This is a genomic window from Roseibium sp. M-1 (assembly GCF_054515675.1).
Genome location: NZ_CM137257.1, coordinates 5,654,680 through 5,677,483 on the forward strand (window position 1 = coordinate 5,654,680; position 22,804 = coordinate 5,677,483).

The 22,804-nt window shown below is 62.7% G+C and carries 23 protein-coding genes; 9 read left to right on the forward strand and 14 right to left on the reverse strand.

Translation table 11 applies throughout. The annotated features are described in order from the left end of the window. Nucleotides 1-125: 125 nt before the first annotated feature. Both ACX3M4_RS25505 and ACX3M4_RS25510 read left to right on the forward strand, forming a co-directional pair. A complete protein-coding gene (locus ACX3M4_RS25505; RefSeq protein ID WP_459355783.1) occupies nt 126-806 on the forward strand; it encodes an FMN-dependent NADH-azoreductase in 681 nt (226 codons plus the stop codon). A gap of 117 nt (nt 807-923) precedes the next feature. Next, nucleotides 924-1,823: an AraC family transcriptional regulator gene (locus ACX3M4_RS25510; RefSeq protein ID WP_459355784.1), complete on the forward strand. Its 900-nt coding sequence runs from the start codon at nt 924-926 to the stop codon at nt 1,821-1,823. 192 nt (nt 1,824-2,015) lie between these two features. On the opposite strand, the gene ACX3M4_RS25515 is transcribed toward ACX3M4_RS25510, so the two are convergent. Continuing rightward, the gene (locus ACX3M4_RS25515; protein ID WP_459355785.1) at nt 2,016-3,791 is read right to left on the reverse strand and encodes an SLC13 family permease; all 1,776 of its coding nucleotides are present in this window, start codon (nt 3,789-3,791) and stop codon (nt 2,016-2,018) included. Nucleotides 3,792-3,936: 145 nt separating this feature from the next. Between ACX3M4_RS25515 and ACX3M4_RS25520 the strand changes: the two genes are divergently transcribed. Then, nucleotides 3,937-4,107, forward strand: coding sequence for a hypothetical protein (locus ACX3M4_RS25520; protein ID WP_459355786.1), 171 nt, complete (start codon nt 3,937-3,939; stop codon nt 4,105-4,107). A 10-nt stretch (nt 4,108-4,117) separates the two neighbouring features. Here the strand turns inward: ACX3M4_RS25520 and ACX3M4_RS25525 are convergent, their stop codons facing one another. The 3 genes from ACX3M4_RS25525 to ACX3M4_RS25535 form a co-directional block, all read right to left on the reverse strand. Then, nucleotides 4,118-4,801, reverse strand: a complete 684-nt coding sequence (locus ACX3M4_RS25525) for a fumarylacetoacetate hydrolase family protein (protein WP_459355787.1) — start codon at nt 4,799-4,801, stop codon at nt 4,118-4,120. A 114-nt stretch (nt 4,802-4,915) separates the two neighbouring features. Further along, complete coding sequence (gene pcp, locus ACX3M4_RS25530; protein WP_459355788.1) at nt 4,916-5,584, reverse strand: pyroglutamyl-peptidase I; 669 nt, start codon at nt 5,582-5,584, stop codon at nt 4,916-4,918. Beyond that, on the reverse strand, nt 5,581-6,891 hold the full coding sequence (locus ACX3M4_RS25535; RefSeq protein ID WP_459355789.1) for an MFS transporter: 1,311 nt from the start codon (nt 6,889-6,891) through the stop codon (nt 5,581-5,583). The genes pcp and ACX3M4_RS25535 overlap by 4 nt, the downstream gene beginning before the upstream one ends. A gap of 192 nt (nt 6,892-7,083) precedes the next feature. On the opposite strand from ACX3M4_RS25535, the gene ACX3M4_RS25540 reads away from it, so the two are divergent. After that, nucleotides 7,084-7,479, forward strand: coding sequence for a RidA family protein (locus tag ACX3M4_RS25540; RefSeq protein WP_459355790.1), 396 nt, complete (start codon nt 7,084-7,086; stop codon nt 7,477-7,479). Nucleotides 7,480-7,659: 180 nt separating this feature from the next. After that, the gene (locus tag ACX3M4_RS25545; RefSeq protein WP_459355791.1) at nt 7,660-8,355 is read left to right on the forward strand and encodes a helix-turn-helix transcriptional regulator; all 696 of its coding nucleotides are present in this window, start codon (nt 7,660-7,662) and stop codon (nt 8,353-8,355) included. Between the two features lie 200 nt (nt 8,356-8,555). Here the strand turns inward: ACX3M4_RS25545 and ychF are convergent, their stop codons facing one another. After that, the gene (ychF, locus tag ACX3M4_RS25550; protein ID WP_459355792.1) at nt 8,556-9,656 is read right to left on the reverse strand and encodes a redox-regulated ATPase YchF; all 1,101 of its coding nucleotides are present in this window, start codon (nt 9,654-9,656) and stop codon (nt 8,556-8,558) included. A gap of 260 nt (nt 9,657-9,916) precedes the next feature. Here ychF and ACX3M4_RS25555 point away from each other — a divergent pair, with 260 nt between their 5' ends. After that, nucleotides 9,917-11,596 carry a DUF4384 domain-containing protein gene (locus ACX3M4_RS25555; protein ID WP_459355793.1) on the forward strand — a complete coding sequence of 560 codons (1,680 nt, stop codon included), beginning with the start codon at nt 9,917-9,919 and terminating at the stop codon, nt 11,594-11,596. 1 nt (nt 11,597) lies between these two features. Beyond that, nucleotides 11,598-12,197, forward strand: coding sequence for an OmpA family protein (locus ACX3M4_RS25560; protein ID WP_459355794.1), 600 nt, complete (start codon nt 11,598-11,600; stop codon nt 12,195-12,197). 11 nt (nt 12,198-12,208) lie between these two features. Here the strand turns inward: ACX3M4_RS25560 and ACX3M4_RS25565 are convergent, their stop codons facing one another. From ACX3M4_RS25565 to ACX3M4_RS25575, 3 genes are all read right to left on the reverse strand, one after another. Then, a complete protein-coding gene (locus tag ACX3M4_RS25565; RefSeq protein ID WP_459355795.1) occupies nt 12,209-13,240 on the reverse strand; it encodes a ribonuclease T2 family protein in 1,032 nt (343 codons plus the stop codon). A gap of 178 nt (nt 13,241-13,418) precedes the next feature. After that, nucleotides 13,419-14,201 (reverse strand): aminoacyl-tRNA hydrolase, encoded by a 783-nt coding sequence (pth, locus tag ACX3M4_RS25570; RefSeq protein ID WP_459355796.1) that lies wholly within the window; start codon nt 14,199-14,201, stop codon nt 13,419-13,421. Nucleotides 14,202-14,321: 120 nt separating this feature from the next. Beyond that, nucleotides 14,322-14,945 (reverse strand): 50S ribosomal protein L25/general stress protein Ctc, encoded by a 624-nt coding sequence (locus ACX3M4_RS25575; RefSeq protein ID WP_459355797.1) that lies wholly within the window; start codon nt 14,943-14,945, stop codon nt 14,322-14,324. Between the two features lie 300 nt (nt 14,946-15,245). Between ACX3M4_RS25575 and ACX3M4_RS25580 the strand changes: the two genes are divergently transcribed. After that, on the forward strand, nt 15,246-15,590 hold the full coding sequence (locus tag ACX3M4_RS25580) for a TfoX/Sxy family protein (RefSeq protein ID WP_459355798.1): 345 nt from the start codon (nt 15,246-15,248) through the stop codon (nt 15,588-15,590). Nucleotides 15,591-15,622: 32 nt separating this feature from the next. Here ACX3M4_RS25580 and ACX3M4_RS25585 read toward each other — a convergent pair whose 3' ends face one another. Both ACX3M4_RS25585 and ACX3M4_RS25590 read right to left on the reverse strand, forming a co-directional pair. After that, on the reverse strand, nt 15,623-16,309 hold the full coding sequence (locus ACX3M4_RS25585) for an MOSC domain-containing protein (protein WP_459355799.1): 687 nt from the start codon (nt 16,307-16,309) through the stop codon (nt 15,623-15,625). 9 nt (nt 16,310-16,318) lie between these two features. Further along, entirely contained in the window at nt 16,319-16,870 is a 552-nt protein-coding gene (locus tag ACX3M4_RS25590; protein WP_459355800.1) for a MarR family winged helix-turn-helix transcriptional regulator, read from the reverse strand. 87 nt (nt 16,871-16,957) lie between these two features. Between ACX3M4_RS25590 and ACX3M4_RS25595 the strand changes: the two genes are divergently transcribed. Further along, nucleotides 16,958-17,728, forward strand: coding sequence for a hypothetical protein (locus ACX3M4_RS25595; protein WP_459355801.1), 771 nt, complete (start codon nt 16,958-16,960; stop codon nt 17,726-17,728). A 184-nt stretch (nt 17,729-17,912) separates the two neighbouring features. Here the strand turns inward: ACX3M4_RS25595 and ACX3M4_RS25600 are convergent, their stop codons facing one another. The 4 genes from ACX3M4_RS25600 to ACX3M4_RS25615 are packed head-to-tail and all read right to left on the reverse strand — an operon-like array spanning nt 17,913 to nt 22,782. Then, nucleotides 17,913-19,205: an amidohydrolase family protein gene (locus ACX3M4_RS25600; RefSeq protein WP_459355802.1), complete on the reverse strand. Its 1,293-nt coding sequence runs from the start codon at nt 19,203-19,205 to the stop codon at nt 17,913-17,915. A 9-nt stretch (nt 19,206-19,214) separates the two neighbouring features. Beyond that, entirely contained in the window at nt 19,215-20,159 is a 945-nt protein-coding gene (locus ACX3M4_RS25605) for an ABC transporter permease (RefSeq protein WP_459355803.1), read from the reverse strand. Further along, nucleotides 20,156-21,238, reverse strand: a complete 1,083-nt coding sequence (locus ACX3M4_RS25610) for an ABC transporter permease (RefSeq protein ID WP_459355804.1) — start codon at nt 21,236-21,238, stop codon at nt 20,156-20,158. The genes ACX3M4_RS25605 and ACX3M4_RS25610 overlap by 4 nt, the downstream gene beginning before the upstream one ends. Continuing rightward, on the reverse strand, nt 21,235-22,782 hold the full coding sequence (locus tag ACX3M4_RS25615) for an ABC transporter ATP-binding protein (RefSeq protein ID WP_459355805.1): 1,548 nt from the start codon (nt 22,780-22,782) through the stop codon (nt 21,235-21,237). The genes ACX3M4_RS25610 and ACX3M4_RS25615 overlap by 4 nt, the downstream gene beginning before the upstream one ends. Nucleotides 22,783-22,804 lie beyond the last annotated feature (22 nt).

The following is a 22,804-nucleotide window of genomic DNA, read 5'->3' on the forward strand; positions in this document are numbered from 1 at the left end:
TGGCTGAGAAATTCGATTTTGATGTGCTGAAAATTAGCAGCTATCTGAAGATCAGGCAACGGCGCTGTGTGTCCATAGATGAGTGAGAATCATTGAATTTCAACCATGTCCGTCAGGAGAAACTTGTGTCCACCTTGCTTCATATCGATTCCAGCGCCCGTTCAGGCGGGTCAGACGAACACCGTTTCGGTTCGCACAGCCGGCGCCTTACGCGCCGCTTTGCCACCGCTTGGTCCCAAAGCCGTCCGCAGGACGCGGTGATCTACCGCGATGTCGGCGTCAACAGTCCCCAGCCCGTGACGGGCAATTGGATCCACGCTGCCTTTACCAAACCCGAAGACCGGGAGCCCTGGATGGGCGACGTGCTTGCCGAAAGTGATGCGCTGATCGACGAACTTCTGGCCGCGGACATCATCGTCGCCGGTGTGCCGATGTACAACTTCGGCGTCCCCGCCCAATTCAAGGCCTATATCGACAATATCGTTCGCGTCGGCCGGACCTTCGGTTTCGACCGGAGCCGGGCAGGAGAGCCCTATTGGCCGATGATCCCGCCGGGCAAGAGCCTCGTCATTCTGTCCTCGCGAGGTGACTACGGCTATGGCCGGGGCGGCCGGCTGGAGGCGAAGAACCATGTCGAGCCGGCTGTCATGACGCCCTTTGCCTATCTCGGCATCACCGACGTTCATTCTGTCGCGATCGAGTATGACGAATTCGCCGATGCGCGTCTGGCGCAGTCGATTGCCACTGCAGAGCAAGAAGTGGACGCGCTGGTCGCCCGTTTGAGCGCGAACGCGGCCGCCGCCTGACAGACCGGTCCCGCCCTCTCCATGCCGCTTCGGCGGCATGGAGAGGGCGGGCAAGTCAGCAAGATTTATCAGATCGGGCAGTGCTAGGGTCCCTGCGATCGAAGGGGACCGAGCCACATGACACAGCACGAGAAATACGGCCTTTCGCCAAAGGACAACGGCTATATCCGCCGCTTCACCCGAGTAATCGAATATATCTATTCCCATCTGGACGAAGATCCCGATCTGACGACCCTGGCCGAGGTGGCGGCCTTGTCGCCCTGGCACTGGCACCGGGTCTGGCAGTCGGCCTACGGCGAATCCATCGTTGCCACCGTCAAGAGGTTGCGGCTGCACCGGGCTGCCGGCGATCTCGCACATTCGGATCTGCGGCTCGCCGTCGTCGCGACCCGCGCGGGCTATACCAGCCTGGAAGCGTTTTCCCGCAGTTTCAAACAGGCCCATGGCCAGACCCCGTCGGCTTACCGCAAGGCAATCGCACCCGGCCGGATCAGGCCGGTTCATGGCGGTGCTCCTTCTCCGCAATCCAAAGGACTTTTTCCCATGCATGACGTCGAGATCAGAGCCCTTCCTGCCGAAACCCTGGCCGTCCTGCGCCACAGGGGCGCCTATATGGAAATCGGTCAGGCCTTTGAAAAACTGATCGGCGTTCTGGTCGGGCGCCAGCTTATCGGCAGGGCCGGGGCCACGAAGGCGCTGTTCTACTCCGACCCGACCCATGTTGCCGAAGACGATCTGCAATCGGCTGCCGGGGTCGTGTTGTCAGGTGATTTCCCGGTAGATGCCCCGCTGGAGAAGCTGGAAACCCGTGGTGGCGATTATGCGGTGCTGCACTACAAGGGACCCTATGCGGATATGAAATGGGCCTATGAATGGCTCTACGGCGAGTGGCTGACCCAATCCGGGCGTGAACCTGCCGATGCGCCCTGCATGGAGGTCTATCTCAACAATCCGCGCGAGACGGCACCGGCCGATCTCCTCACCGACATCTGCCTGCCGCTGAAGCCGGCGGGTTGAGGGGGAGGCCGAATTGACCAGGCGCGTGCATGTTGTTCTTCCTCATCCTGAGGAAGCGCGTCAGCGCTGTCTCGATGGATGGGCCGCTTGTTCCCGAGCTTTCGGCCCATCCTTCGAGACGGGCCATTCGGCCCTCCTCAGGATGAGGTTGAATGTATGGCGCGCCTGCGATGTCAGGCTGGCCTAGTCCCCCTAAAGCGGCCAGAACACCAGGATGGCCGGAATGGCGACCACGAGCACCAGAAGCTCCAGGGGCAGGCCGATGCGCCAGTAGTCGCCGAAGCGATAGCCGCCCGGCCCCATGATGATGGTGTTGTTCTTGTGGCCGATCGGCGTCAGGAAGGCGCAGGACGAGGCAACCGCGACGGCCATCAGGAACGGGTCGGAATTCACCTGCAGGGTGTTGGCAATCTGAACCGAGATCGGCGCCGCGATCAGGCAGGTGGCAACGTTGTTCAGAAAGTCCGACAGGGTCATGGTCACCACCATCAGCACGGCCAGAGTTATCCAGGCCGGGGCGCCGGACGTGACGCTCAGGATGCCGTTGGCAATCAACTGGGCGTTGCCGGCGTCCTCGAAGGCCTGGCCGAGCGGGATCAGGGACCCCAACAGCACGATCACCTTCCATTCCACCGACTGGTAGACCTCGGAACCGTTGATGAGACCGCAGGCGACGTAAAGCACCACGCAGGCGGCCAGCGCCACCGGAAGATAGGTGAGGCCCGCGACGGCAGCCGCGATCGCCACGGCGAAACCGGCAATGGCAATCCCGGCCTTGTGCCGCTGGATCACATCCGTCTTGCGGCCTTCCAGAGGCAGCACCCCGAGCCATGTGCAGGCATTCTCCAGTCTCTCGGGCGTGCCGAGCAAAAGAAGCACGTCGCCCGGCCGGATCGGTTCGTGGCGCACACGCTTCTGGATCCGCCGGCCCTGGCGGGAAATGCCGAGAAGGGTAACGCTGTGGCCGTAGAGCAGACGCATATCGAAAGCGGTGCGGCCGACGATACGGGCATTGTCCGGCGTAATGGCCTCGGTCAGGGAGAGGGCGTCGCTGCCGATGCCACCCTTGTGCTTTTCGGAGCCCGCAAATTTCATTTTGGCGGCGCCCATGAAGGCCTCGATGGCCTTCGGATCGCCTTCGACGAAGAGATAGTCGCCGGACTTGATCGGCTCCCGGCGGGCAAAACCGCGAATGCGCCGGCCGTTGCGGACAAGGCCGATGATGGCGACGTCCTTTTCGTCGGCAACGGGATAGAGATCGCCCACCGTCAGGATCTTGTCCTCCGGGATCTCACCCACTTTCAGTTCCGCCGAATAGAGGCTTTCCGCAAGGCCTGACTGTTCCTGTTTTTCGCGGAAATGGCGTGGCAGCAGGCGCCAGCCGAACAAGGCTACGAAGGCAATGCCGCTGACGGCGACGACAAGGCCGACCGGGGCAAAATCGAACATCCTGAAGGGCGCGCCCATGGCGCTGGCGCGGTATTCGGCAATAACGATGTTGGGCGGTGTGCCGATCAACGTGATCATGCCGCCCAGGATGGTGGCAAAGGAGAGCGGCATCAGCGTCAGACCCGGTGACCGCTCCGCCTTGCGGGCCGCTTCCAGGTCGAGCGGCATCAGAAGTGCCAGGGCAGCAACGTTGTTGATGATTGCCGAAAGACCGGCTCCCACCACCGCCATGAGGCCGATATGCCGGGAGAGCCCGCGGGAGGCGGAAAGCACGACACTCGCCACCAGTTCCACAACGCCGGAATTCATCAGGCCGCGCGAGACGACCAGCACCAGGGCGATGATCATGACGGCGGAATGGCCGAAGCCGGAGAAGATTTCCTCCGATGGCACCAATCCCAGAAACGCACCAATGATAAGCGCGGCAAAGGCGACAAGATCGAAGCGGATGCGGCCCCAGACCAGCAGCGCGAAGACGGTCCCGAACAGGATGAAAAGGGCGGTCTGGTCAAATGTCACGCGCGTGGCTCCGGCAAATAATAAATCTGTACCGAGCTGAACATGACCGACCTTTAATCTCAAGGTCACGCCTCGGACATAATCGGTCCCCACCTGCCGGTCAGCAGCTCGGCGCCGCGCTGGACTGACGAGACGGAGACAGACCATGGATCATAAACACGGCAATAGCGCCAAAGGTTCCAGGAGTGCTGCCATCGCAGCCCCGGAGATACAGCCGGACACCCCGGCCGACGCGAAAAGCGGTTACGGCCGTGAAAAATGGAGCGGCCAGAAGGGGCCGAACCCGCTGCTGTTGATGGGCCTCGACAGAAGCTGACCGGGCAGCCTCAGACGACCTTCACCGTGAGGCCGGGCAGGCCGTCGATCGAGGCTTCAAGAGTGTCACCGCGCTCAACGGCACCGACGCCTGCAGGGGTGCCGGTCAGAATGACGTCGCCGGCGCCGAGCTGGAACAGCTCGGACAGCTTGGCGATGATTTCCGGCACCTTCCAGATCATCTGGTTGAGATCACCTTCCTGGCGGAGCTCGTCATTGACGGCAAGCGCGATCCGGCCCGTGCTGAGAAAACCGCAATCGGCGGCCGGCATGATCTTTCCGACCGGAGCCGAACGCTCAAAGGCCTTGCCGACTTCCCAGGGACGGCCGGCCTTCTTGGCCTCGCCCTGCAGGTCGCGGCGCGTCATGTCCAGCGCAACGGCATAGCCATAGACATGCTCCAGGGCACGGTCCGCGCCAATCCGGCTCTTGCCGGACTTCAGCATCACCGCCAGTTCCACCTCGTGATGGACGTCATTCGACAGCGGCGGATAGGGAAACTCGCCCGACGGGTCGAGATTGTCCGGGTTCTTCTGGAAGAAGAACGGGGCTTCCCGGTTGGGGTCGTGTCCCATCTCGATGGCATGGTCGGCATAATTGCGGCCGACGCAGTAGACCCGGCGGACCGGGAACCCCATCCGGCTTTCGCTGACGGGCAGGATCGTTGGGAAGGGAGCCGGAATGACGGTCGACATTCAAGGAGCTTTCGAGCGGTGGCGGTGCTTCGGCTTTTACCGGGTCTGGCCCCTACCTGTCGAGCAGGAGCTGCGACACGGGCATGTCCACCAGCGGCGGGTGAAGACCGACAATCAGATCTGCAAGCGTCCTGAGACCGGCTCCCGGATATCTTCCGGTTGGGCGACCAGGGCCGCCAAAGCCAGGCGCAAGCCTTCTGCGGCCGTGTCGGCGGACATGCTCGGCGCGCCGAGATTGGCCTCCAGCGCCGCTACTTCCGGCAGATGCGGCAGGTGGATCCAGCCGGCAGGTATTGTGCTGCCTGTGACCGCCAGGTGATGCAGGATGCCGTAGAAGAGGTGGTTGCAGCAGAAGGTTCCGGCTGCGTCCGAAATATCCGCAGGAATGCCGCCCGCCCGCATGGCGCTGACCATGGCGCGCACGGGCAGGGTGCTGTGATAGGCGAGCGGGCCGTCCGCGGCGGTCGGCTCGCCCTGCAGGGCAATGCCGGCGTTGTCTTTCAGGCCATAGCGGGTGGAATCGTTGAAATTCTGCGCCAGCCGCTCGACGGTGATTGTCGCCCGGCCGCCATATTCGCCCAGCATCACCACCGCATCGGCGTGCGTTTCGGCGAGCGCCGCCTTTACCGCGTCGATGCAGACGAAGAAGGTGTTGGGAATGATGCGGGAGACGATCCGGGCTCCTTCCATCATCTCGCCGTCGAGCTTGAGGGCGACCTGTTCGGCCGGGTTGACCGGCGTCGTGCCGAAGGCCTCGAAACCGGTCAGCAGGATCGTCTTCATGTCTTTGCGTCCACGGGTTTCAGATCCGCCCCGCTAGCCTCTCTGTCTATCGAACCGTCGTCCGGCAGGAACCAGATGACAGCAAAGGCAATGAGGCCGGCAGCAATCAGATAGAAGGCAGGCGCGAGCTGCAGGTGGGTCTTGTCGATGAGGTAGGTGGCGACCAGCGGCGCAGTGCCGCCGAAAATCGCCAGCGGAATGTTGTAGCCGATGGAGTAGCCGGTCACGCGGACGGAGACCGGGAACTGGCTGATCATGGTGGCCATGAGCGGAGCGAAGAAGCAGGCGAGAATGATCGCCATGCCAAGCTGTCCGGCAATCACCAGTACCGGATCCTGATGATGGACCAGCCAGAACATCGGCAGGCCGAAAAGCACGACACCGGCCGATCCGATGAGAAGCAGCGGCCGGCGGCCGATCCTGTCGGCCAGGTAACCGAGGAATGGCAACAGCAGCATCAGGACGACCATGACGCTGGTGTTGATCGTCAGGGCACGGCTTTCGGTGAGCTTGCTGTAATCCACCAGGTAGGAGGTGAGATAGACGAAGGTGAGATAGAAGCCGACGCCGTTGAGGATGTTGCAGGCAATCGTCCGCAGCAGCGCCGGGCGGTGATTGCGGATCACCTCGCCGACGGGCACGCTTACCGGATCGTGCGGGGAGGGCGGCAGGTCGGTTTCGCCGGCTTTGGTGCCGCTGCGGATCATGAAGCCGGTGATGCCGACCAGAAGACCGAAGGCGAAGGGCACCCGCCAGCCCCAGCTGCCGAGCTCGTCGGCGGGCAGAAGGCCGGTTGCAAGCGCGGCGACCCCGGAGCCCAGAAGAATGCCGAAGGTCGCCCCGACAAGGGCCCAGGATACGACGAAGCACCGGTGTTTGGGTGGGGCGACCTCATAGAGATAAACGGAGGAACCGGTATATTCTCCGCCGACGGAAAGGCCCTGCAGCAGCCTTAGCACCGTCAACAGCACGGGCGCGGCGACGCCGATCTGGTCATAGGTCGGCAGGAAGGCGATCAGTGTCGTCGGGACGGCCATCAGGGCGACGGAAAGCAGGAGGGCGCGGCTGCGGCCCATCTTGTCGGCGACATGGCCCAGCACCAGGCTGCCGATCGGGCGCATCAGGAACCCGGCGGCAAAGACGCCGAAGGTGCTGATGAGACTGACGGCCGGATCGTCGCTCGGAAAGAACTGATGCGCGATGATGGGGGCGAGATAGCCGTAGACGGCAAAATCATACCATTCCAGCGTATTGCCGACGGTTCCTGCGACAAGCTTGCGGATATTCGTACCGGCAAATGCCCCCATGGTGCCCTCCATTGGATGCGGGTTTCTCAAGTCCCGGGGGAGCCTAGAGGCTATCTCTTTACCTTCCGTTTCTGCCGGGCAAGGGAGGGATATCGCTGCCGGCTGCAGTAGGTTGCGATCACTCCTCTCACCACGGTGACAGGAGGCCTGTGGTTATCAGGAGGTCTTCGAAACCTTGCAGAGGACCAACCGATGAACCGAACCGCCGTCAACCCGTGGCCCTGGTCGCTGAAACTTGGCTACAACCAGGGCGAAATCATTGAAGATACCGGAAGGCAACTTGTCTGTGCCGGTCAGACCTCCGTCGATGCCAATGGGCAACCGCAGCATCCAGGCGACATGCGCAACCAGATTGCGCTTGCGCTCGACAATCTGGAAGCCGTTCTCACGGCTGCCGGCATGACCCTCGCCAATGTGATCCGGCTGGTGATCTACACTGCCGATGTCGATGAGACGCTGAAGAATTTCGATGTGCTGGGATCTCGTTTCGGACCTCTTGAGGTATCGCCGCCGATGACGCTATTGGGCATCACGCGGCTTGCGATACCGGGTCTTCTGTTCGAGATCGAGGCGACAGCGGCCGATTGAGAAAGAGGGGAACGGCATTGCCCCGGACCTGTCAGCCTCGTTCCATCGAACGGGACGGCTGGTCCGGTCCCCGGCGACTTTTCCTGCAAGACGGCAATGAAATTCGGGGTATCTGCTGTAACATTGCCAAAAGCGGGGCAAATCCGTTCTTGTCTGAAGTCCGGGAGGATTGGGAAGCCGATGCGGCGTGCTGAAAGACTGTTCAGGCTCGTCAACGAGATGCGCACGAGGGGGGTCAGCCGGGCCAGCGAGCTTGCGGAGCATTTCGAGATCAGCATCAGCACTGTCTATCGCGACATCGCTCATCTTCAGGCGTCCGGCCTGCCGATCGAGGGGGAGGCCGGGGTCGGCTATCTGCTGCGGCCCGGCTTCGACCTGCCCAACGTCACCTTCACCCACGACCAGATCGAAGCGCTCGCCGTCGGACTGTCCTTCGTGGAGCGCACGGGGGATCCGGATCTTGCGTCGGCGGCCAGGGAAGTTCGCGCCAAGATCCAGGCAGGCCTGCCGTTGCCTGAGGAAAGGAAGCTCGCTGATGCCCCCTATTTCAGTCTGCATCGCCGCAATGGGTCACCCGAGACGTCGAGAGACCATGCCGGGCTCGTGCGCGAGGCGATCCGGGAGAGGCAGGTGGTGCGGATCCTCTATCAGGACGGCGGCGGAAAACCCTCCGGCCGTGTGCGGCCGCTCGTGGTGTGGACGCTGACGGAGGGCTGGATGTTCTCCGCCTGGTGCGAACTCCGGCAGGACTTCCGCACCTTCCGCTCTGACCGCATCGCGCAGCTCGTCGTGACGGCCGACCGCTTCGAAGATGACGAAAAGACAGGACTGCGTGCGTTCCTGGCGCTGGAGCAATGTGAAGCGCCGGATTCTTGAACTGCAATTCGTCACCCCGGACGGAGCAAAGCGGAGATCCGGGGCCGGGGAGCCGGACACGTCGAATATTGTCAGGAAAGATATTAGCAGGTGCTTCCCCGGTCCTGGCTCGCGTTGCGCTTGGCCGGGATGACGTGGAGAGGGGGCGTTTGGTCTGCTGACTGCAGAAGATGCCGGGATCGCCTGCAGTCGGAAAGTCGTCAGGTGTTGAACTTGAACAGCAGGACGTCGCCGTCCTTGACGACATATTCCTTGCCTTCGTCGCGCGCCTTGCCGGCTTCCTTGGCGGCCGTTTCGCCGCCGAGGCCGACATAGTCGTCATACGCGATGGTTTGCGCACGGATGAAGCCGCGTTCGAAATCCGAATGGATCACGCCGGCCGCGCCCGGAGCCTTGGTGCCCGCGGTGATGGTCCAGGCGCGGGTTTCCTTCGGGCCGGCGGTGAAATAGGTGATGAGGCCGAGGAGGCCGTAGCCTGCACGGATCAGCCGGTCGAGGCCGGGTTCTTCCAGGCCTATGGTCTCGAGGAATTCTTCCTGCTCTTCCTTGTCGAGCTGGGAGATTTCCGCTTCGATGGCGGCCGAGATCACAACGGAGGCGGCACCTTGCGCCTTGGCCATTTCGGCGACCTTGGCCGAAAGCGCGTTGCCTTCGGCGGCGGACGCCTCGTCAACGTTGCAGACATAAAGCACGGGCTTGGCGGTCAGCAGGTTCAGGCCCTGAAGGATCCTGGCTTCGTCGGCGCTGGAGGTTTCCAGCGTGCGGGCGGGCTTGCCGTCCTGAAGCAAGGCAAGGGCAGCTTCCATCACCGGCAGCACGGCCTTGGCTTCCTTGTCGCCGCCGGTCGCCTTTTTCTTCAAGGGCGCGATGCGGCGTTCCAGGCTTTCCATGTCGGCGACCATCAATTCGGTCTCGACGGTCTCCGCATCAGCGATCGGATCGACGGTGCCTTCCACGTGGGTGATGTCATCGTCCTCGAAGCAACGCAGCACATGGGCGATGGCGTCGACTTCGCGGATGTTGGCCAGGAACTGGTTGCCGAGACCTTCGCCCTTGGATGCGCCGCGGACAAGGCCGGCAATGTCGACGAAGGTGATGCGGGTCGGGATGACTTCCTTCGAGCCGGCGACATTGCGGATCGCATAGAGCCGCGGATCCGGCACGGCGACTTCACCGGTATTCGGCTCGATTGTGCAGAACGGATAGTTGGCGGCCTGTGCCGCCGCGGTCTTGGTAAGCGCATTGAAGAGTGTGGACTTGCCGACATTCGGCAGTCCGACAATGCCGCACTGGAAACCCATGGGAGTTCGCTTTCGGTTGGTCTTGAGACTTTGCAGGGCTAAATGCCGGAAGCGGGTCTGCAGGTCAAGGCTTTGCGAAGAAGCTGCAATGCTGTGCCGTCAGCAGAGTGTCAGTACGGACACCCTTACGCTGAAATGATCTCCGGTGCTGAACAGATCCCCGCTTCCCTCGGCGCTCCGATGGGCTATAGTCGCGCAGGTGTTTTGGGCGGTGTTTCGGGCGATTGTTTGGGAATTGAAACGGGATGGTTTTCAGCCGCATGAAACCCGCAGTTCGGTACGTATTTGCCTGCTGTGCAACGGCAGCGCTGACCGCTTTAGCCGCCATCGTGCTGACTTTCCCGGGACACCCTGCCAGGGCGCAGGGCTTCGATCCAAGCTCTCTTACCGGTCTTCTGGGCGACATGCCCGTAGACCCTGTCCTGATGGACGGCGTCGGGGAGGTCGGCGTCACGCGGGCCTATATTCCGGATGCCATCGATCTTTCGCCCTTGATGCCGCCGCCGCTGCTGCAGACCTATGGCAGCTGCGTCTCCTATGCCATAGGCTATGCCTTACGTGGCTATTACGCGGCACTTGAAAACAATGTCGAGCCGGGCAACAGGAGCTTTACGCCGAGCCCTGCCTTCCTGCATTCCCAGATCCGCAACCGCAACGAAGCCTGCGAGACCGCCGGCAGCCACGCGGTGCTGGCGCTTTCCTATTTCAAGGGCAACGGCGCACCCGACCAGGATGCCATTCCGGATGCGGCCATCTGTTCGGAGCGGGTGGAATTCGCCACGACGGCGCCGGACCGGTTCCGGATCAAGGGCTTCGAATTCGTCTTCGAGAAAACCCGGCAACGCCGCGACGCCTCAAACCGGGATCTTGATGCCATCAAGCAGCTGCTGGCGGCCGGTCATCCGGTGGCCGCAGGTTTCCAGACCATGAAGGTGATCTCTTCGAAACAGACGCCGGACGGGGTCACCCTGCAATATCTGAAGGCGGGAGAAATCTACCAGGGCTCCCTTGGCCACCATGCCGGTGTTTCCGGTGGCCACCAAATGGTGATCGTCGGTTATGACGAACGCCGTCAGGCCTTGCTGGTTCAGAATTCCTGGGGTCCCTATTGGTCAGGCGACGGCTATGGCTGGATATCCTATGCGGCCGCCAAGGCGGATATGCACAATGCCTCGGTGATGCGCACGGGCATCACCCCACCGCGGCCGGTGCCTGGGCTCTCGCGCACCGACCGGAACAACGAGCTGGCGTTCAAGGGCGACAGCTGCAGCAGTCTCCATGTCGGCGAGACGGATGGTGACGGCGTGCCGCTGCTCGGCGGCTTCGTCAGTACGCAGGAGGCGCTTGCCGAATTGCGCGCCGAGTTTTCGCCGGAGCAGGTGCGCAAGGTGGATGTGCGTCCCTGGCCGGTTTGCGAAGCGTTGAAGACCCTTGCGGCACCGCTCTCCGAACCCTCACGTCCCCGCATCCGCCTTTTGGGCGGCAGCGCCGAGCTTTCCTATGGCGATACGCTTGCCTTCGAGGTGACAGCACCGGACTTTGCCTCGTTCCTTTACATCGTCTACCTGCAGGCCGACGGCACGGTGGTCAATCTGTTGCCCCGGCGCGGACCGGTGAGGGAGCAGGCGCAGTTTGGCGAGAGCTTCGTTTATGGCGACGGCCGGCAAGGGCGGCAGACCTTCAGGGTTCAGCCGCCTGCCGGCTCGGAGGCCGTCGTCGTCATCGCGGCGCACAGCCCGATCGCCCAGCTGGAAGATCTCGAAGACGCGGGCGGCGGTCAATTCAAGATGCCGGTGAGTGCCGAGGGCGGATCCGGCATGGCGGACGACCGCTTTTTTCTGACAGCGCTCAGGTCGGGCCTGGCGGACTGGCCCGACGAGGCCAGCCTGCCGCGCGAAGTATCGGCTGCCGTCCTTCATCTGACGATCCGGGGAGAGTGACATGCGAGCAATATCCGTGAACCGTCCCGCTTGGCTGACCGCCATCCTGTCCCATCATGTGGCGGCGCTTTGCCTTGCGCTCGGTTTGCTGCTGCCCGGCGCAGGTCAGGCGCAGTCTCTCGCGCCCGACGACATTGTCCGGGCCCTTCTGCCGGCAGGCGGCGCATCCCAGACACGGTCGCTGCGCAAGGCGGAGCCGCATCCCTTCCGCGGCATCAGCATCGAGGGTCAGTTGCCGCCGGAAGCGGAGCTGCCGCGCATCGACCTGACCGTCAATTTCGAGTTCGATTCCGCCTCGCTCACCAATGACGGCATTCTGACGCTGCAGGCCCTTGGGCAGGCGCTGCAGGACCCGAGGCTTAGAAACATGAGCTTCCAGATTGCCGGTCACACGGATCTGCGCGGCACGGCCGCCTATAACCTCGACCTCTCGCAGCGCCGCGCCTTCATGGTGGCCGAGTTCCTGTCGGCCTTCTACAGCATTCCGCGGGAAAGGCTGGTGCCGGTCGGGTATGGCGAGAGCCGTCCGGTCGATCCGGGCGACCTTGACAGCGGCCGCAACCGCCGGGTGGAAATCATCAACGTCCAGCCGCTGTCGTAGCAGGGGCGGGGTTACTGCAGGCCTGTCGGGTCGATGAGGCCCCGGCTGCAGCCCATGCCGGTGGTCTCGGCCGCCAGCATCAGATCACCAAGGTCGCTGTCCGGATTGATCTGACCCTTCAGGCTGATCCAGATTTCGTTGATCAGGTTGCGGCCACCGTCGCTCTGGCACTTGATCTCGACCCGTTCACCGGTGCCAACGCCAAAGGCACTGTCGAAGGCCGCGCGGATCTGCGCGCCGGTGATCTCCTGACCGACATTGTTGAAAAAGAGATCGCCGACCGCGGAGCCGTTCACCAGCCCGGTCAGGAACAACGTGTCGTCGTAATATTCGTCGGCGCCGCCCTCACCAAGGTAACAGGTACCGTGCTTGATCCATTCGTGATGGTGCAGGAAACTGGCAAAGCCGGGCATGGCGGCGCTGAGGGCGTCGGCTGTCTCCGTGTCGATTTCCGGGGCCGGCAGGCGGTCCCAGCTGTCCGGATTGTCGAGGTTCTTGATGCTGGCGGGAACGCCGCAATAGTCCTTGCCCTTCGGCTGCGGCCAAAGGCCGTGAATGGAGAGCTGGCCGGTCGTGTGTGGCAGCAGGCCGTCGTTCAGGTCCCGGCATTCCGTCTTGCCCGGCCGGATCTCGCAAAAGGCGGGTTGCCAGCTCAGCGTCAGAAGATTGTCGATGGATTCGGGCCCCTCCTGAACGATGACGTCGCCACCGCCGGTTCCGCCGCCCGTGGTGGTGCCGCCACTCGTCGCGGTGCCCGCCTCAATCACATGCACGCCGCAGGAGGTGCTGACCCAGCGGGATGTTGCGACGGGAGCGTTGTCGATCTCTACCTGGAAGAAGTCGCCGCCGGCCTTGTTGAGGCCGAGCATGCGGTACGCCATCATCGGTGTCGTCGTGATGTCGCCCGGGTTCGTCTGTTTGTTCTTGCTGTGATAGGCCTCGCAGACTTCCTGCGCGATGAAATAGCCGTCGAGTTTTTCAAATGCGGATGCGGGCAGAGCCATAAGCAGGCTAAGCGCAAAGAGAAATATTGAAAATCGCATGGGTCGTCTCCCAATCCAGTCCGGGGGAACGTTTTGCCATCGGACAGGGGTTTCGCAATTGGAGACCTTCATCATGCGGTTCTGGCGTGACCGATGCGTGACTGCAAGCCGGGTTCCGTTCAGCTGCAGATTGAAATCGAGCGGAACGTGTCTCCGGAGCTTATCCGGCCGGGCGCGATCAGTCTTTCCCGAGCAGCTTTTTCAGCATCTCGGCCATGGGGCCGGAGGTGGGCAGCTTCATCTGCTTCGGCTGCCGGGCCTGCCGGATATGGCTCTGGCCTTTCGACTTCTGCTGCGGGTTGCTGGCCTTGCCACTGGCAGCCTTGTCCTTGTCGGCCTTTTCCTGAGCCGGCTTCTCCGGCCCGGCCTTGCTCTTGCGCTGCGCCTTTTCCGGTTCCAGCGCAAGTGTCAGCTTGTTGGCGAACTGGCTGTCCTTGCCTTCGGCCAGCAGATCCGCATTGTCGGCAACTTCCATCAGCAGCGGTTCGAGCCAGTCCCGGTCTGCCTTGGCGAAATCGCCGAGCACGTAGTTGGAGACGAGCTTCTTTTCGCCCGGATGGCCGATGCCGAGGCGCAGGCGGCGGTAATTCTCGCCGATATGGGCCGTGATGGAGCGCAGGCCGTTGTGGCCGCCATGGCCGCCGCCCTTTTTCATGCGGAATTTCGCCGGCGGCAGGTCGAGCTCATCATAAAGCACGACAACGTCGTCCGGTTCGATCTTGAAGAACCGCATCGCCTCGCCGACGGCGCGGCCGGATTCGTTCATGTAGGTGCTGGGCTTCAGCAGCAGGACCTTTTCGGAGCCGAGCCGGCCTTCGGACACCTGACCCTGAAAACGCGCACGCCAGGGCTGGAAACCGGAGTGGCGGCGATGGATCTCGTCCACAGCCATGAAGCCGATGTTGTGCCGGTTGCCTTCATATTTGGCGCCCGGGTTGCCAAGGCCGACAATCAGTTTCATGGCGACTCTCTCGAAAGGCTGGTCCTGAAACGAAAAAGCAGCCGGGCCGGCTGCTCTGAAGTTGCCCCCGAGGGGCAGGAGGCGGAGACCGCCTCCCGATTGTTATCGCAAGAGCGCGGCTTATTCGCCGTCGTCTTCGCCTTCTTCGGCAGCGTCGTCGTCGTCAGCTTCCTTCATGCCGGCCGGTGCAGCGATCGTTGCGATGGTGAAGTCGCGATCGGTGATGGTCGGATGGCAGCCTTCCGGCAGCTTGACTGCAGAAATGTGCAGGCTGTCGCCCGGCTGGGCCTTGGCGAGGTCGATTTCGAGCGCTTCCGGAATGTTGTCGGCCGGAACGTTCATTTCGACGGTGTGGCGAACGATGTTCAGAACGCCACCCTTCTTGATGCCCGGGCAGATTTCTTCGTTGAGGAAGTGTACCGGAACTTCAACGGTCAGCGTGGAACCGGCTGCAACGCGCAGGAAGTCGACGTGCATGACGTCGTCGCGTACCGGGTGCAGCTGGAAGTCCTTGGCGATGACCTGGTGCTTTTCACCGTCAACGTCAATCATGCCGATGTGGGTCAGGAAGCCGCCCTTGTGCAGGGTCAGCGTGGTTTCCTTCACCGGAATGGTGATCGGCAGGGCAGGTTGTTTGTCGCCGTAGATCACGGCGGGGAGAAGGCCTTCGCGACGCAGTGCCCGTGCGGCCCCCTTGCCCACCCGGTCCCGTGCCGACGCCTTCAGCTCATAGCTGGCAGCCATGGCAAAACTCCTTCGAGTGTATGAATACGGACCGGCGAACCACCGTGCTGAAAGCCTCAAGTTGTCCGGGATCGGTCCAGAAGCGCCTCCTCCAGGGGTGCAGGCGCGAGCGGGGGTATACAGAAAGCGGCAGGAAAGCGCAAGTATGCAGTCCCGACTTTGCGGCAGAAGCCTGCGGAAATCCTTTAGCAGAGGATGCATCAGCATCCAATCGTCGATATACTGAACCTTCTGGTTGACTGATGTCCGGTTTTCGGCGCAGTCTTCCGACAGATCCTAACCATGAAGCGAACTTGGACCATGGCACTCGATGAAGATCTGAACGACCGGCTGCGCGGCCTTCTCGGCAATCGCGCAGGCGTGAGTGAAAAGAAGATGATGGGGGGAATGTGCTTCCTGCTCAACGGCAACATGATTGCCGGCGCCGACCGCACGAAGGACGGCGAGCGTCGGTTCATGTTCCGTGTCGGCAAGGAGAATCATGCCCTGGGTCTGGATCTGCCGGGTGCCGAGCCGATGGTGCAGGGAGGCAAGACCCTGAGCGGTCTGTTCTTTGTCGGCGAAGACGCCTGTTCCGACGACGAGGTGCTGCAGAGCTGGCTGGATGTGGCCATCGCCAACGCCCTGACCTTGCCGCCGAAATAGGACTGTCCCCATCCGCTAAGCCGTTCAGCCGCTCAGCCGTTCAGCCGCTTCGACGTATCTTCCTTGAAATCCGGATCAGCCTTCTTTGCAAAGGACACCCGCCAGGGTTCGGCAAGCTCCTTCAATTCAGACAGGGCTTTCGCAGTGGCAGGGCCGAGACGCGGGTTGAACCTTGCCAGGATCACCTCGCGCAGGTTCCAGTCCGGACAGGGACGCTCGACCAATTCGAGACTGTCACCGGACTGCATTGATCCTTCCTGCAGGACACGGAAGTACCAGCCGGTGCGGCCGGTTTTCTGGAAGGAGGCCGCCTGGGCCGGATTGCCGGTATGCATGTTGAGCTTCCAGCACGGCTGACGGCCCTGGGCGACCTGCAGCCGCACCGTGCCGGCAGCAAGAACGTCGCCGATGCAAAGGTCTTCTTCCGTAAAGCCTTCCGATGAAATGTTCTCGCCGAAACCGCCCGGCTGGAAGATGCCGGAAAGCTCCGGAAAGGTATCGCGCCAGTGGGCGTAGTGCTCCGACGGGTAGATGTGCAAGGCCTTCTCCGGTCCCCCGTGCACGGCGAGATCCGCCTGCCGGTCGCCGACTATGCCGGTCGGGGTCACCTGCAGCACACCGTCCATCCGGGTCTTGCGAATGGCGGAAGGTGCCTTGCCTTCCCAGCGGTCTTCCGGCTCCCCGGTGAAGAGGCCGAGGATTGTTGCGGTCGGGGTCATGCGGCGTCCTTAAGTGTTTGTGTGTTCATGGCAAATTTTTCCAGCCTCGTCCGGCGCAAGCTCTACGCCGAGCAGCCGGCAAAAGCCGCCTTCCGGTCTCGCTTCGTGATGCCGGCAGGTGTGGCAGATGCCGAAGGAGCGGCCGCCGCGCTGATGCAGCATGGTCAGGACCAGCGCCTTCAGCGATGTGGCGAGCGAGGCCGAAATTTCGGTTGGCAAGCTGGCGATGACGTCGTCGAGCGGTGAGGGGTCTTCCAGCATCGTCAAGCCTTCCGGCGTTGCGTCGTAGCGGATGCTGCGCTTGTCCGCCGCTGAGCGCGTTTCCTCGATCAGCTGCTTGCGTGCCAGTGCCTTGAGTGTCTGCGAGGCCGTGCCGCGGGTCGTTGCCAGATAGTCGGCGACATGGGACGGCGCGCGCGAAAAGCGGTTCGCCCGCGCCAGGTAGCTGAGCGCTGCAAATTGCGACGGGTTCAGCGGTCCGTTCCAGTCTTCGGCGGCGGCGAGCCGTGTCAGGCGGTCGATCAGGTCGCGGATCACCTGGGTGTCGGCGTTGGATGTCATGGGGAATATGTAGCGAGTCGAAATTAAACTTGCAATAGTTTCGACTCGCTACTAATAAGGCTGCGTCCTCAAACAGGGAGAAAGCCCATGTTGAAATTCCCACTTGGAAATCTGCTCGTTGCCGGGGTGCCGCTGCTCGCGCTGCCTGCCGCGGCTCTTGCCGACGGCACGCACGCTCTTCACCAGAAAGGCGCGATCCTGTCGGCGGAAGCTGCGGAAATCGATCCGGACTACGACATCCTGGCGGCCCATGTGCACCGCAAGGGTCGGGTTGTGACCTTCCACATGACACTGAAGGGCACGGCCGGGGCGACTGTCCCGGACGCGGCGGGAGCTCTCGCCGGGGCGCCGGTCCAGTCCTATGTCTGGCCTACCTCGCTGAAACCGGAAGCCGTCGGTTTCGAGGGCGGTGCCGGTATCCTGGCTCTGGTCGCCACCAGCCATCCGGATTTCGACGACACGCCGCTTTTCGACGAGGATGGCGACGGCGATCTTCTGAACGACGGCGCGAAGTGGCACTCGCACTGGGTGGTGCTGACGCCGAACGAGGCCTGCGGCGTGGGGGCGCTGTCGGTGCAGGACATTCCGGACGGTGCAACGCCGAAGATGCCGGCGACCTGGCCCGGGCTGCCGATCTATATCGACAGTCCGGGTTTCTCGCCGGTTCTGGAAGCTTCCGAAATCACGATCAACGTCGCCTTTGCCGATGACAGTGCGGCGGACGGCATGTCCTATGACGGCGTGACGTCAGCGCTCCGGGTCAACCAGAGCGTCCACGCACCGCTGCTTTGCGTGGTCGATGTCTTCGACGTTGCCTCGGGCGATCTCAGCCTGCCGGGGAAGCTGAGCGGGAACTGAGGGGAAAACTCTGAGCTGCTGGTAGCCATACCCCTGATGCGTCATCCCGGACGCAGCGCAGCGGAGATCCGGGACCGGGGAGCCGATGACATTGGCGTCATGATACCGTCGTCAGCGGCTCTCCGGTCCCGGCTCGCGCTATCGCTTGGCCGGGATGACGATGGATGGTTGGCAAGGGGCCATCTCACCCCTCATGCGGCGCATAGGAGGCCAGGTCGACCGTCGCCGGCCGGCCGGGCAAGTTGAGCCGGGTTTCCCGGGCAGGGGACGTGGCGATCACCTTACCGCTTTTCACCACGGCGAGGCGGAACGCCTTCAGGCGGATCGCCTCGATGGTGTCGCGGGCCTGCAGCAGCACGAAATCTGCCTTGCAGCCTTTTTCAAGGCCGTAGCCTTCCAGGTTCATTGCCCTGGCCGCATGGGTGGTGACACAGTCGTAGCAGTAGCGGATGGCGTCGCGGCTGGTCATCTGGGCAACGTGCAATCCCATGGACGCCACTTCCAGCATGTCGCCAGAGCCCATCGAGTACCAAGGGTCCATCACGCAGTCATGGCCGAAGACGACGTTGATGCCGTAGGAGCGCATTTCCGGAACGCGGGTCTGGCCGCGGCGTTTCGGATAGCTATCGTGCCGGCCCTGCAGCGTGATGTTGATCAGGGGATTGGCGATGGCATGGACTTCCGCCTCGGCAATCAGTGGCAGGAGCTTGGAAACGTAGTAATTGTCCATGGAATGCATGGAGGTCAGGTGCGACCCGGCGACCCGTCCTTGCAGCCCAAGGCGCTGCGTGTGATACGCAAGCGACTCGATATGGCGGGACATCGGATCGTCTGTCTCGTCGCAATGCATGTCGACCATCAGTCCGCGCTCGGCGGCGATTTCGCAGAGCCGCGCAACGGAACGGGCCCCGTCTTCCATGGTGCGCTCGAAATGCGGTATGCCACCGACGATGTCGACACCCATGTCGAGAGCCGTCAGCAGGTTCCTTTCCGCAGTCGGCGAGCGGAAAAGCCCGTCCTGCGGAAAGGCGACGAGTTGCAGGTCGATATAGTCCTTCACCTTCTCGCGCACTTCGAGAAGGCCTTTGACGCCGGTCAGACGGTCGTCGCAGACGTCGACATGGGAGCGAATGGCGAGCAGGCCCTGCGAGACGGCAAGATCGCAATATTTCAGAGCCCGCTCGACGACGGCCTCGACCGTCAGGATCTCTTTCAGCTCTCCCCAGAGCGCGATGCCTTCCAGCAGCGTGCCGCTGCGGTTCATGCGCGGCAGGCCGAGGGACAGCGTCGCATCCATGTGGAAATGGCTGTCGATGAAGGGAGGTGAGACCAGCTTGCCGGAGGCGTCGATGACTTCGCCTGCTTCCGCCGTGATGCCGTTCTCCACCGCTTCGATCCGGCCGTTGCGGCAGGCGATGTCGATGCCAGTGCGGCCGTCGGGCAGGTTTGCGTTCCTGACGAGAAGATCGAAGCTCATGGGTTAGTCTCAGCGTTGACCACGGAAATAGGGAACCAGCAGCGCCCTTGGATAATCCGCCTTGCGGGCAACCACAATCAGGGCTGCGATGGAAAGAAGATACGGCATCATCAGGAACACCTGCCCCGGAATGAAGCTGCCGACCTCAGTCTGCAGCCGCACCTGGAAGGCGTCGAAAGCGCCAAAGAGCAGGGCGCCGATCAGCGCCTTGCCCGGCCGCCAGGAGGCAAAGACCGTCAGTGCGATGCAGATCCAGCCGCGGCCGTTGACCATGCCGAAGAAGAAGGCGTCGAAGGCCGACATCGTCAGGAACGCACCGCCGAGCGCCATGATCGCCGACCCGGCGACAACGGTCCCGATGCGCAAGGCGTAGACGGAAAGCCCCTGGGATTCCACGGCTGCCGGATTGTCACCGACGGCCTGGATCGCAAGGCCAAGCGGCGTGCGGTAGAGCACATAGGCGGTCAGCGCCACCAGGATCAGCGCCAGGAAGGTCAGCGGCGTCTGCTGGAAGAGGGCCGGGCCGATAAAGGGCAGCTCGCTCAGGACGGGGATGTCGAGCGGCTGGAAGGCCTCGATCCGGGGCGGCGAGGAGACATCCGGCAGGGCTGTGCGATAGATGAAGTAACTGAGCGAGGTCGCAAACAGCGTCACGCCGATGCCCGAGACATGCTGGGACAAGCCGAGCGGCACGGTAAGGATCGCGTGGATCAGGCCGAAAAAGGCCCCGGCCATGGCAGCGACCAGAACGCCTCCCCAAAGGCCCGCGCCCAGCCAGACGGCCATCCAGCCCGCCATGGCGCCAGCGGTGAAAATGCCCTCGATACCGAGGTTCAGGACACCGGCGCGCTCGCATATGAGCGCTCCGATGACGCCGAAGATCAGCGGCGTCGCGATCCGAAGCGAAGCGGCCCAGAAATTCGCGGAGATGAGTATCTCGAGGATGTCGGTCATTCCGCTGCCTCCCGGGACTTCTGATCGCCGACGAACCTGATCCTGAACCTTAGAAACAGGCCGGAGACCAGGACGCAGAGCAGGGCCATGGCAACGATGAGATCGGCGAGATAGTTGGAAACACCAGTGGCACGGGACATGGAATCCGCGCCAACAAAAATGCTCGCGATGAACAGGGCGGCAAGTACGACGCCGACAGGTGATAGCCCAGCCAGCATTGCAACAACGATGCCGGAATAGCCGAAACCGGGAGACAGATCTGCGGTAAGATAGCCCTTGAGGCCCGCGACTTCGCCGACACCGGCGAGCCCTGCCAGCGCTCCGGAGAGAAGCCCGACGCGGATGAAAGTGGCCGTCACCGGAATACCGGCATGGCGGGCTGCGGATGCGTTCTCGCCAACGGCGCGGATCTCGAACCCCCAGACGGTGCGCTTCAAGAGAAAATAGACGCCGAGCGAAGCGGCAAGGGCGACGACCAGACCCCAGTGGATGCGCATCCGGTCCATCAGCTTGGGCAGGGCAGCCTCGTCCAGGATCGGTTCGGACTGGGGCCAGCCCATGCCCATCGGGTCCTTCATCGGTCCTTCCAGCATCATCTGCGCAAAAAGCAGGATGACGAAATTCAACAGCAGCGTGGTAACGACCTCGTCGACACCGAGCTTTGTCTTCAACAGCGTCGGGCCGAGCATGACGAGCCCGCCCGCAAGTGCCCCGGCAAGGATTACGGCGGGGATCAGGACAAAGGACGGGCCCGAGATAAACCCGGTGCCGACGGCAACAGCAGCAAGTGCTCCGGCATATAGCTGACCCTCGGCACCGATGTTCCAGAGCTTTGCCTTGAAGGCGACCGCGGCAGCAAGGCCGGTCAGGATCAGCGGCGTCGCCCGGGTCAGCATTTCGGTAAAGGCAAAGAGGGAGCCGAAGGCGCCCTTTACCATCAGGCCATAGGCCTCGAATACGGACAGTCCGGCAAAGGCAATCGGAATGGCGGCCAGCAAGAGCGCTGCGATCGCAGCGGCGATCGTGACCGTCAGCATGCGCTGGAGGGAGGAGGGACCACGCGGTTCGAAGCGGATCATGCGGCGTCCTCCCCGTTGTGCCCGGCCATCCGGAGACCCAACGTGCCACGGTCCAGTGTCTCGGTCGGTTCTGCGGCGGAGAGATGGCCGCGGTGGATGACGGCAATGCGGTCTGACAGGCGCATGAGTTCGTCGAGGTCCTCGGAAATCAGGATGACGCCGGCGCCGCGGTCGCGGGCGGCAATGAGGCGCCTGTGCACTTCGGAGGTGGCGCCGACATCGAGGCCGCGCGAGGGCTGTGCAGCCAGTACGACCTTTGGTTCGGTTTCCAGTGTGCGGGCAAGCACGATCTTCTGGATGTTGCCACCGGAGAGCAGCCGGGCGGGGCTGTCCGCGCTTTGGCAGCGGATGTCATAGGCCTTGATCAGATCCTTTGCCCGTTCGCGCATCGCGCCGAAACGCAAGAGACCGAAATGCTGGTTCTCCGGCTTGCGGATCGCTTCTATGGCGAGGTTTTCCGAAACGCTCATCGCGCCGACGATGCCGTCATGGTGGCGGTCCTCAGGGATGCGGGCAAGACCGCTGTCGATCATGGTGCGGGCGCTGGCGCGGGTGAGTGTTGTGTCCTCAAGAGTGATGCTGCCGGATGAGGGTGTCTCAAGTCCGGAAATGACACGGGCGAGCATGGTCTGGCCGTTGCCGGACACACCGGCAACGCCGAGAATTTCGCCGGATTTCAGATCCAGATCGACGCCATGCAACGCGTCGCGGCCATGTCCCGCTGAAACTTTCTTCAGGGCGAAGAGGGTCGTTCCAGGTGTCCCGGGCGTGCGCGTCGTCTCGGTGATCGCATGACCGACCATCAGTTCCGCGAGCTTGCGCCTGTCGCAATCGGCCGTCGGCAGGTCAGCCACCTTGCGTCCTCCGCGCAGCACCGCGACCCGGTGTGAGGAGGCAAGCACTTCGGCCAGTTTGTGTGAAATGAAGATGAGGCCAAGGCCGTCCGCCGCCAGTTTCTTCAAGATGGCGAACAGCGTGTCGGATTCCTGCGGTGTCAGCACGGCGGTCGGCTCGTCCAGGACAAGCACGCGCGCATCGCGATAAAGGGCCTTGAGGATTTCCACGCGCTGCTTCTCGCCGACGGAGAGCTGGGAGATGCGCGCGTCCAGCGAAACTGTCAGGCCGGAGCGGGCCATCAGGTCGTCAAGCTTCTTGCGGGCAGGTGCCCGGGAGGAGGAGAACGCGGCGAGCTTCTCGGTGCCGAGCAAGATGTTGTCGAGGGCGCTGAGGTTTTCCGCAAGCGTGAAATGCTGGTGCACCATGCCGATGCCGGCGGCAAGGGCAGCACTGGGCGAGCCCGGCTCCAGCTCGGTGAGACTGTCGCCCGAGGTGCCGACCAGTACCTGGCCTTCATCGGCCACGTAATGACCGAAGAGAATGTTCATCAGCGTGGTCTTGCCGGCGCCGTTCTCGCCCAGAAGGGCCAGGATCTCGCCGCGTTTCAGGTCGAGCGAGACGTCGCCATTGGCCGTCAGGGAGCCGAAGCGCTTGGTGATGCCGTCAAGACGCAGGACGATACCGGCATCCTGTGCAAGGTCCGCCATGAAGGCCTCCGGAAAGGAAATT

Excerpts from the sequence above, each read along its gene's own strand:
- ACX3M4_RS25565 (WP_459355795.1), bottom strand. The coding sequence starts at position 13,240 with ATGCGATTTTCAATATTTCTCTTTGCGCTTAGCCTGCTTATGGCTCTG.
- ACX3M4_RS25510 (WP_459355784.1), top strand. The coding sequence starts at position 924 with ATGACACAGCACGAGAAATACGGCCTTTCGCCAAAGGACAACGGCTAT.
- ACX3M4_RS25590 (WP_459355800.1), bottom strand. The coding sequence starts at position 16,870 with ATGACATCCAACGCCGACACCCAGGTGATCCGCGACCTGATCGACCGC.
- ACX3M4_RS25560 (WP_459355794.1), top strand. The coding sequence starts at position 11,598 with ATGCGAGCAATATCCGTGAACCGTCCCGCTTGGCTGACCGCCATCCTG.
- ACX3M4_RS25575 (WP_459355797.1), bottom strand. The coding sequence starts at position 14,945 with ATGGCTGCCAGCTATGAGCTGAAGGCGTCGGCACGGGACCGGGTGGGC.
- ACX3M4_RS25520 (WP_459355786.1), top strand. The coding sequence starts at position 3,937 with ATGGATCATAAACACGGCAATAGCGCCAAAGGTTCCAGGAGTGCTGCC.
- ychF (WP_459355792.1), bottom strand. The coding sequence starts at position 9,656 with ATGGGTTTCCAGTGCGGCATTGTCGGACTGCCGAATGTCGGCAAGTCC.
- ACX3M4_RS25580 (WP_459355798.1), top strand. The coding sequence starts at position 15,246 with ATGGCACTCGATGAAGATCTGAACGACCGGCTGCGCGGCCTTCTCGGC.
- ACX3M4_RS25610 (WP_459355804.1), bottom strand. The coding sequence starts at position 21,238 with ATGATCCGCTTCGAACCGCGTGGTCCCTCCTCCCTCCAGCGCATGCTG.
- ACX3M4_RS25545 (WP_459355791.1), top strand. The coding sequence starts at position 7,660 with ATGCGGCGTGCTGAAAGACTGTTCAGGCTCGTCAACGAGATGCGCACG.
- ACX3M4_RS25525 (WP_459355787.1), bottom strand. The coding sequence starts at position 4,801 with ATGTCGACCGTCATTCCGGCTCCCTTCCCAACGATCCTGCCCGTCAGC.
- ACX3M4_RS25585 (WP_459355799.1), bottom strand. The coding sequence starts at position 16,309 with ATGACCCCGACCGCAACAATCCTCGGCCTCTTCACCGGGGAGCCGGAA.
- ACX3M4_RS25555 (WP_459355793.1), top strand. The coding sequence starts at position 9,917 with ATGAAACCCGCAGTTCGGTACGTATTTGCCTGCTGTGCAACGGCAGCG.
- ACX3M4_RS25595 (WP_459355801.1), top strand. The coding sequence starts at position 16,958 with ATGTTGAAATTCCCACTTGGAAATCTGCTCGTTGCCGGGGTGCCGCTG.
- ACX3M4_RS25540 (WP_459355790.1), top strand. The coding sequence starts at position 7,084 with ATGAACCGAACCGCCGTCAACCCGTGGCCCTGGTCGCTGAAACTTGGC.
- ACX3M4_RS25535 (WP_459355789.1), bottom strand. The coding sequence starts at position 6,891 with ATGGGGGCATTTGCCGGTACGAATATCCGCAAGCTTGTCGCAGGAACC.
- ACX3M4_RS25605 (WP_459355803.1), bottom strand. The coding sequence starts at position 20,159 with ATGACCGACATCCTCGAGATACTCATCTCCGCGAATTTCTGGGCCGCT.
- pcp (WP_459355788.1), bottom strand. The coding sequence starts at position 5,584 with ATGAAGACGATCCTGCTGACCGGTTTCGAGGCCTTCGGCACGACGCCG.
- pth (WP_459355796.1), bottom strand. The coding sequence starts at position 14,201 with ATGAAACTGATTGTCGGCCTTGGCAACCCGGGCGCCAAATATGAAGGC.
- ACX3M4_RS25600 (WP_459355802.1), bottom strand. The coding sequence starts at position 19,205 with ATGAGCTTCGATCTTCTCGTCAGGAACGCAAACCTGCCCGACGGCCGC.
- ACX3M4_RS25615 (WP_459355805.1), bottom strand. The coding sequence starts at position 22,782 with ATGGCGGACCTTGCACAGGATGCCGGTATCGTCCTGCGTCTTGACGGC.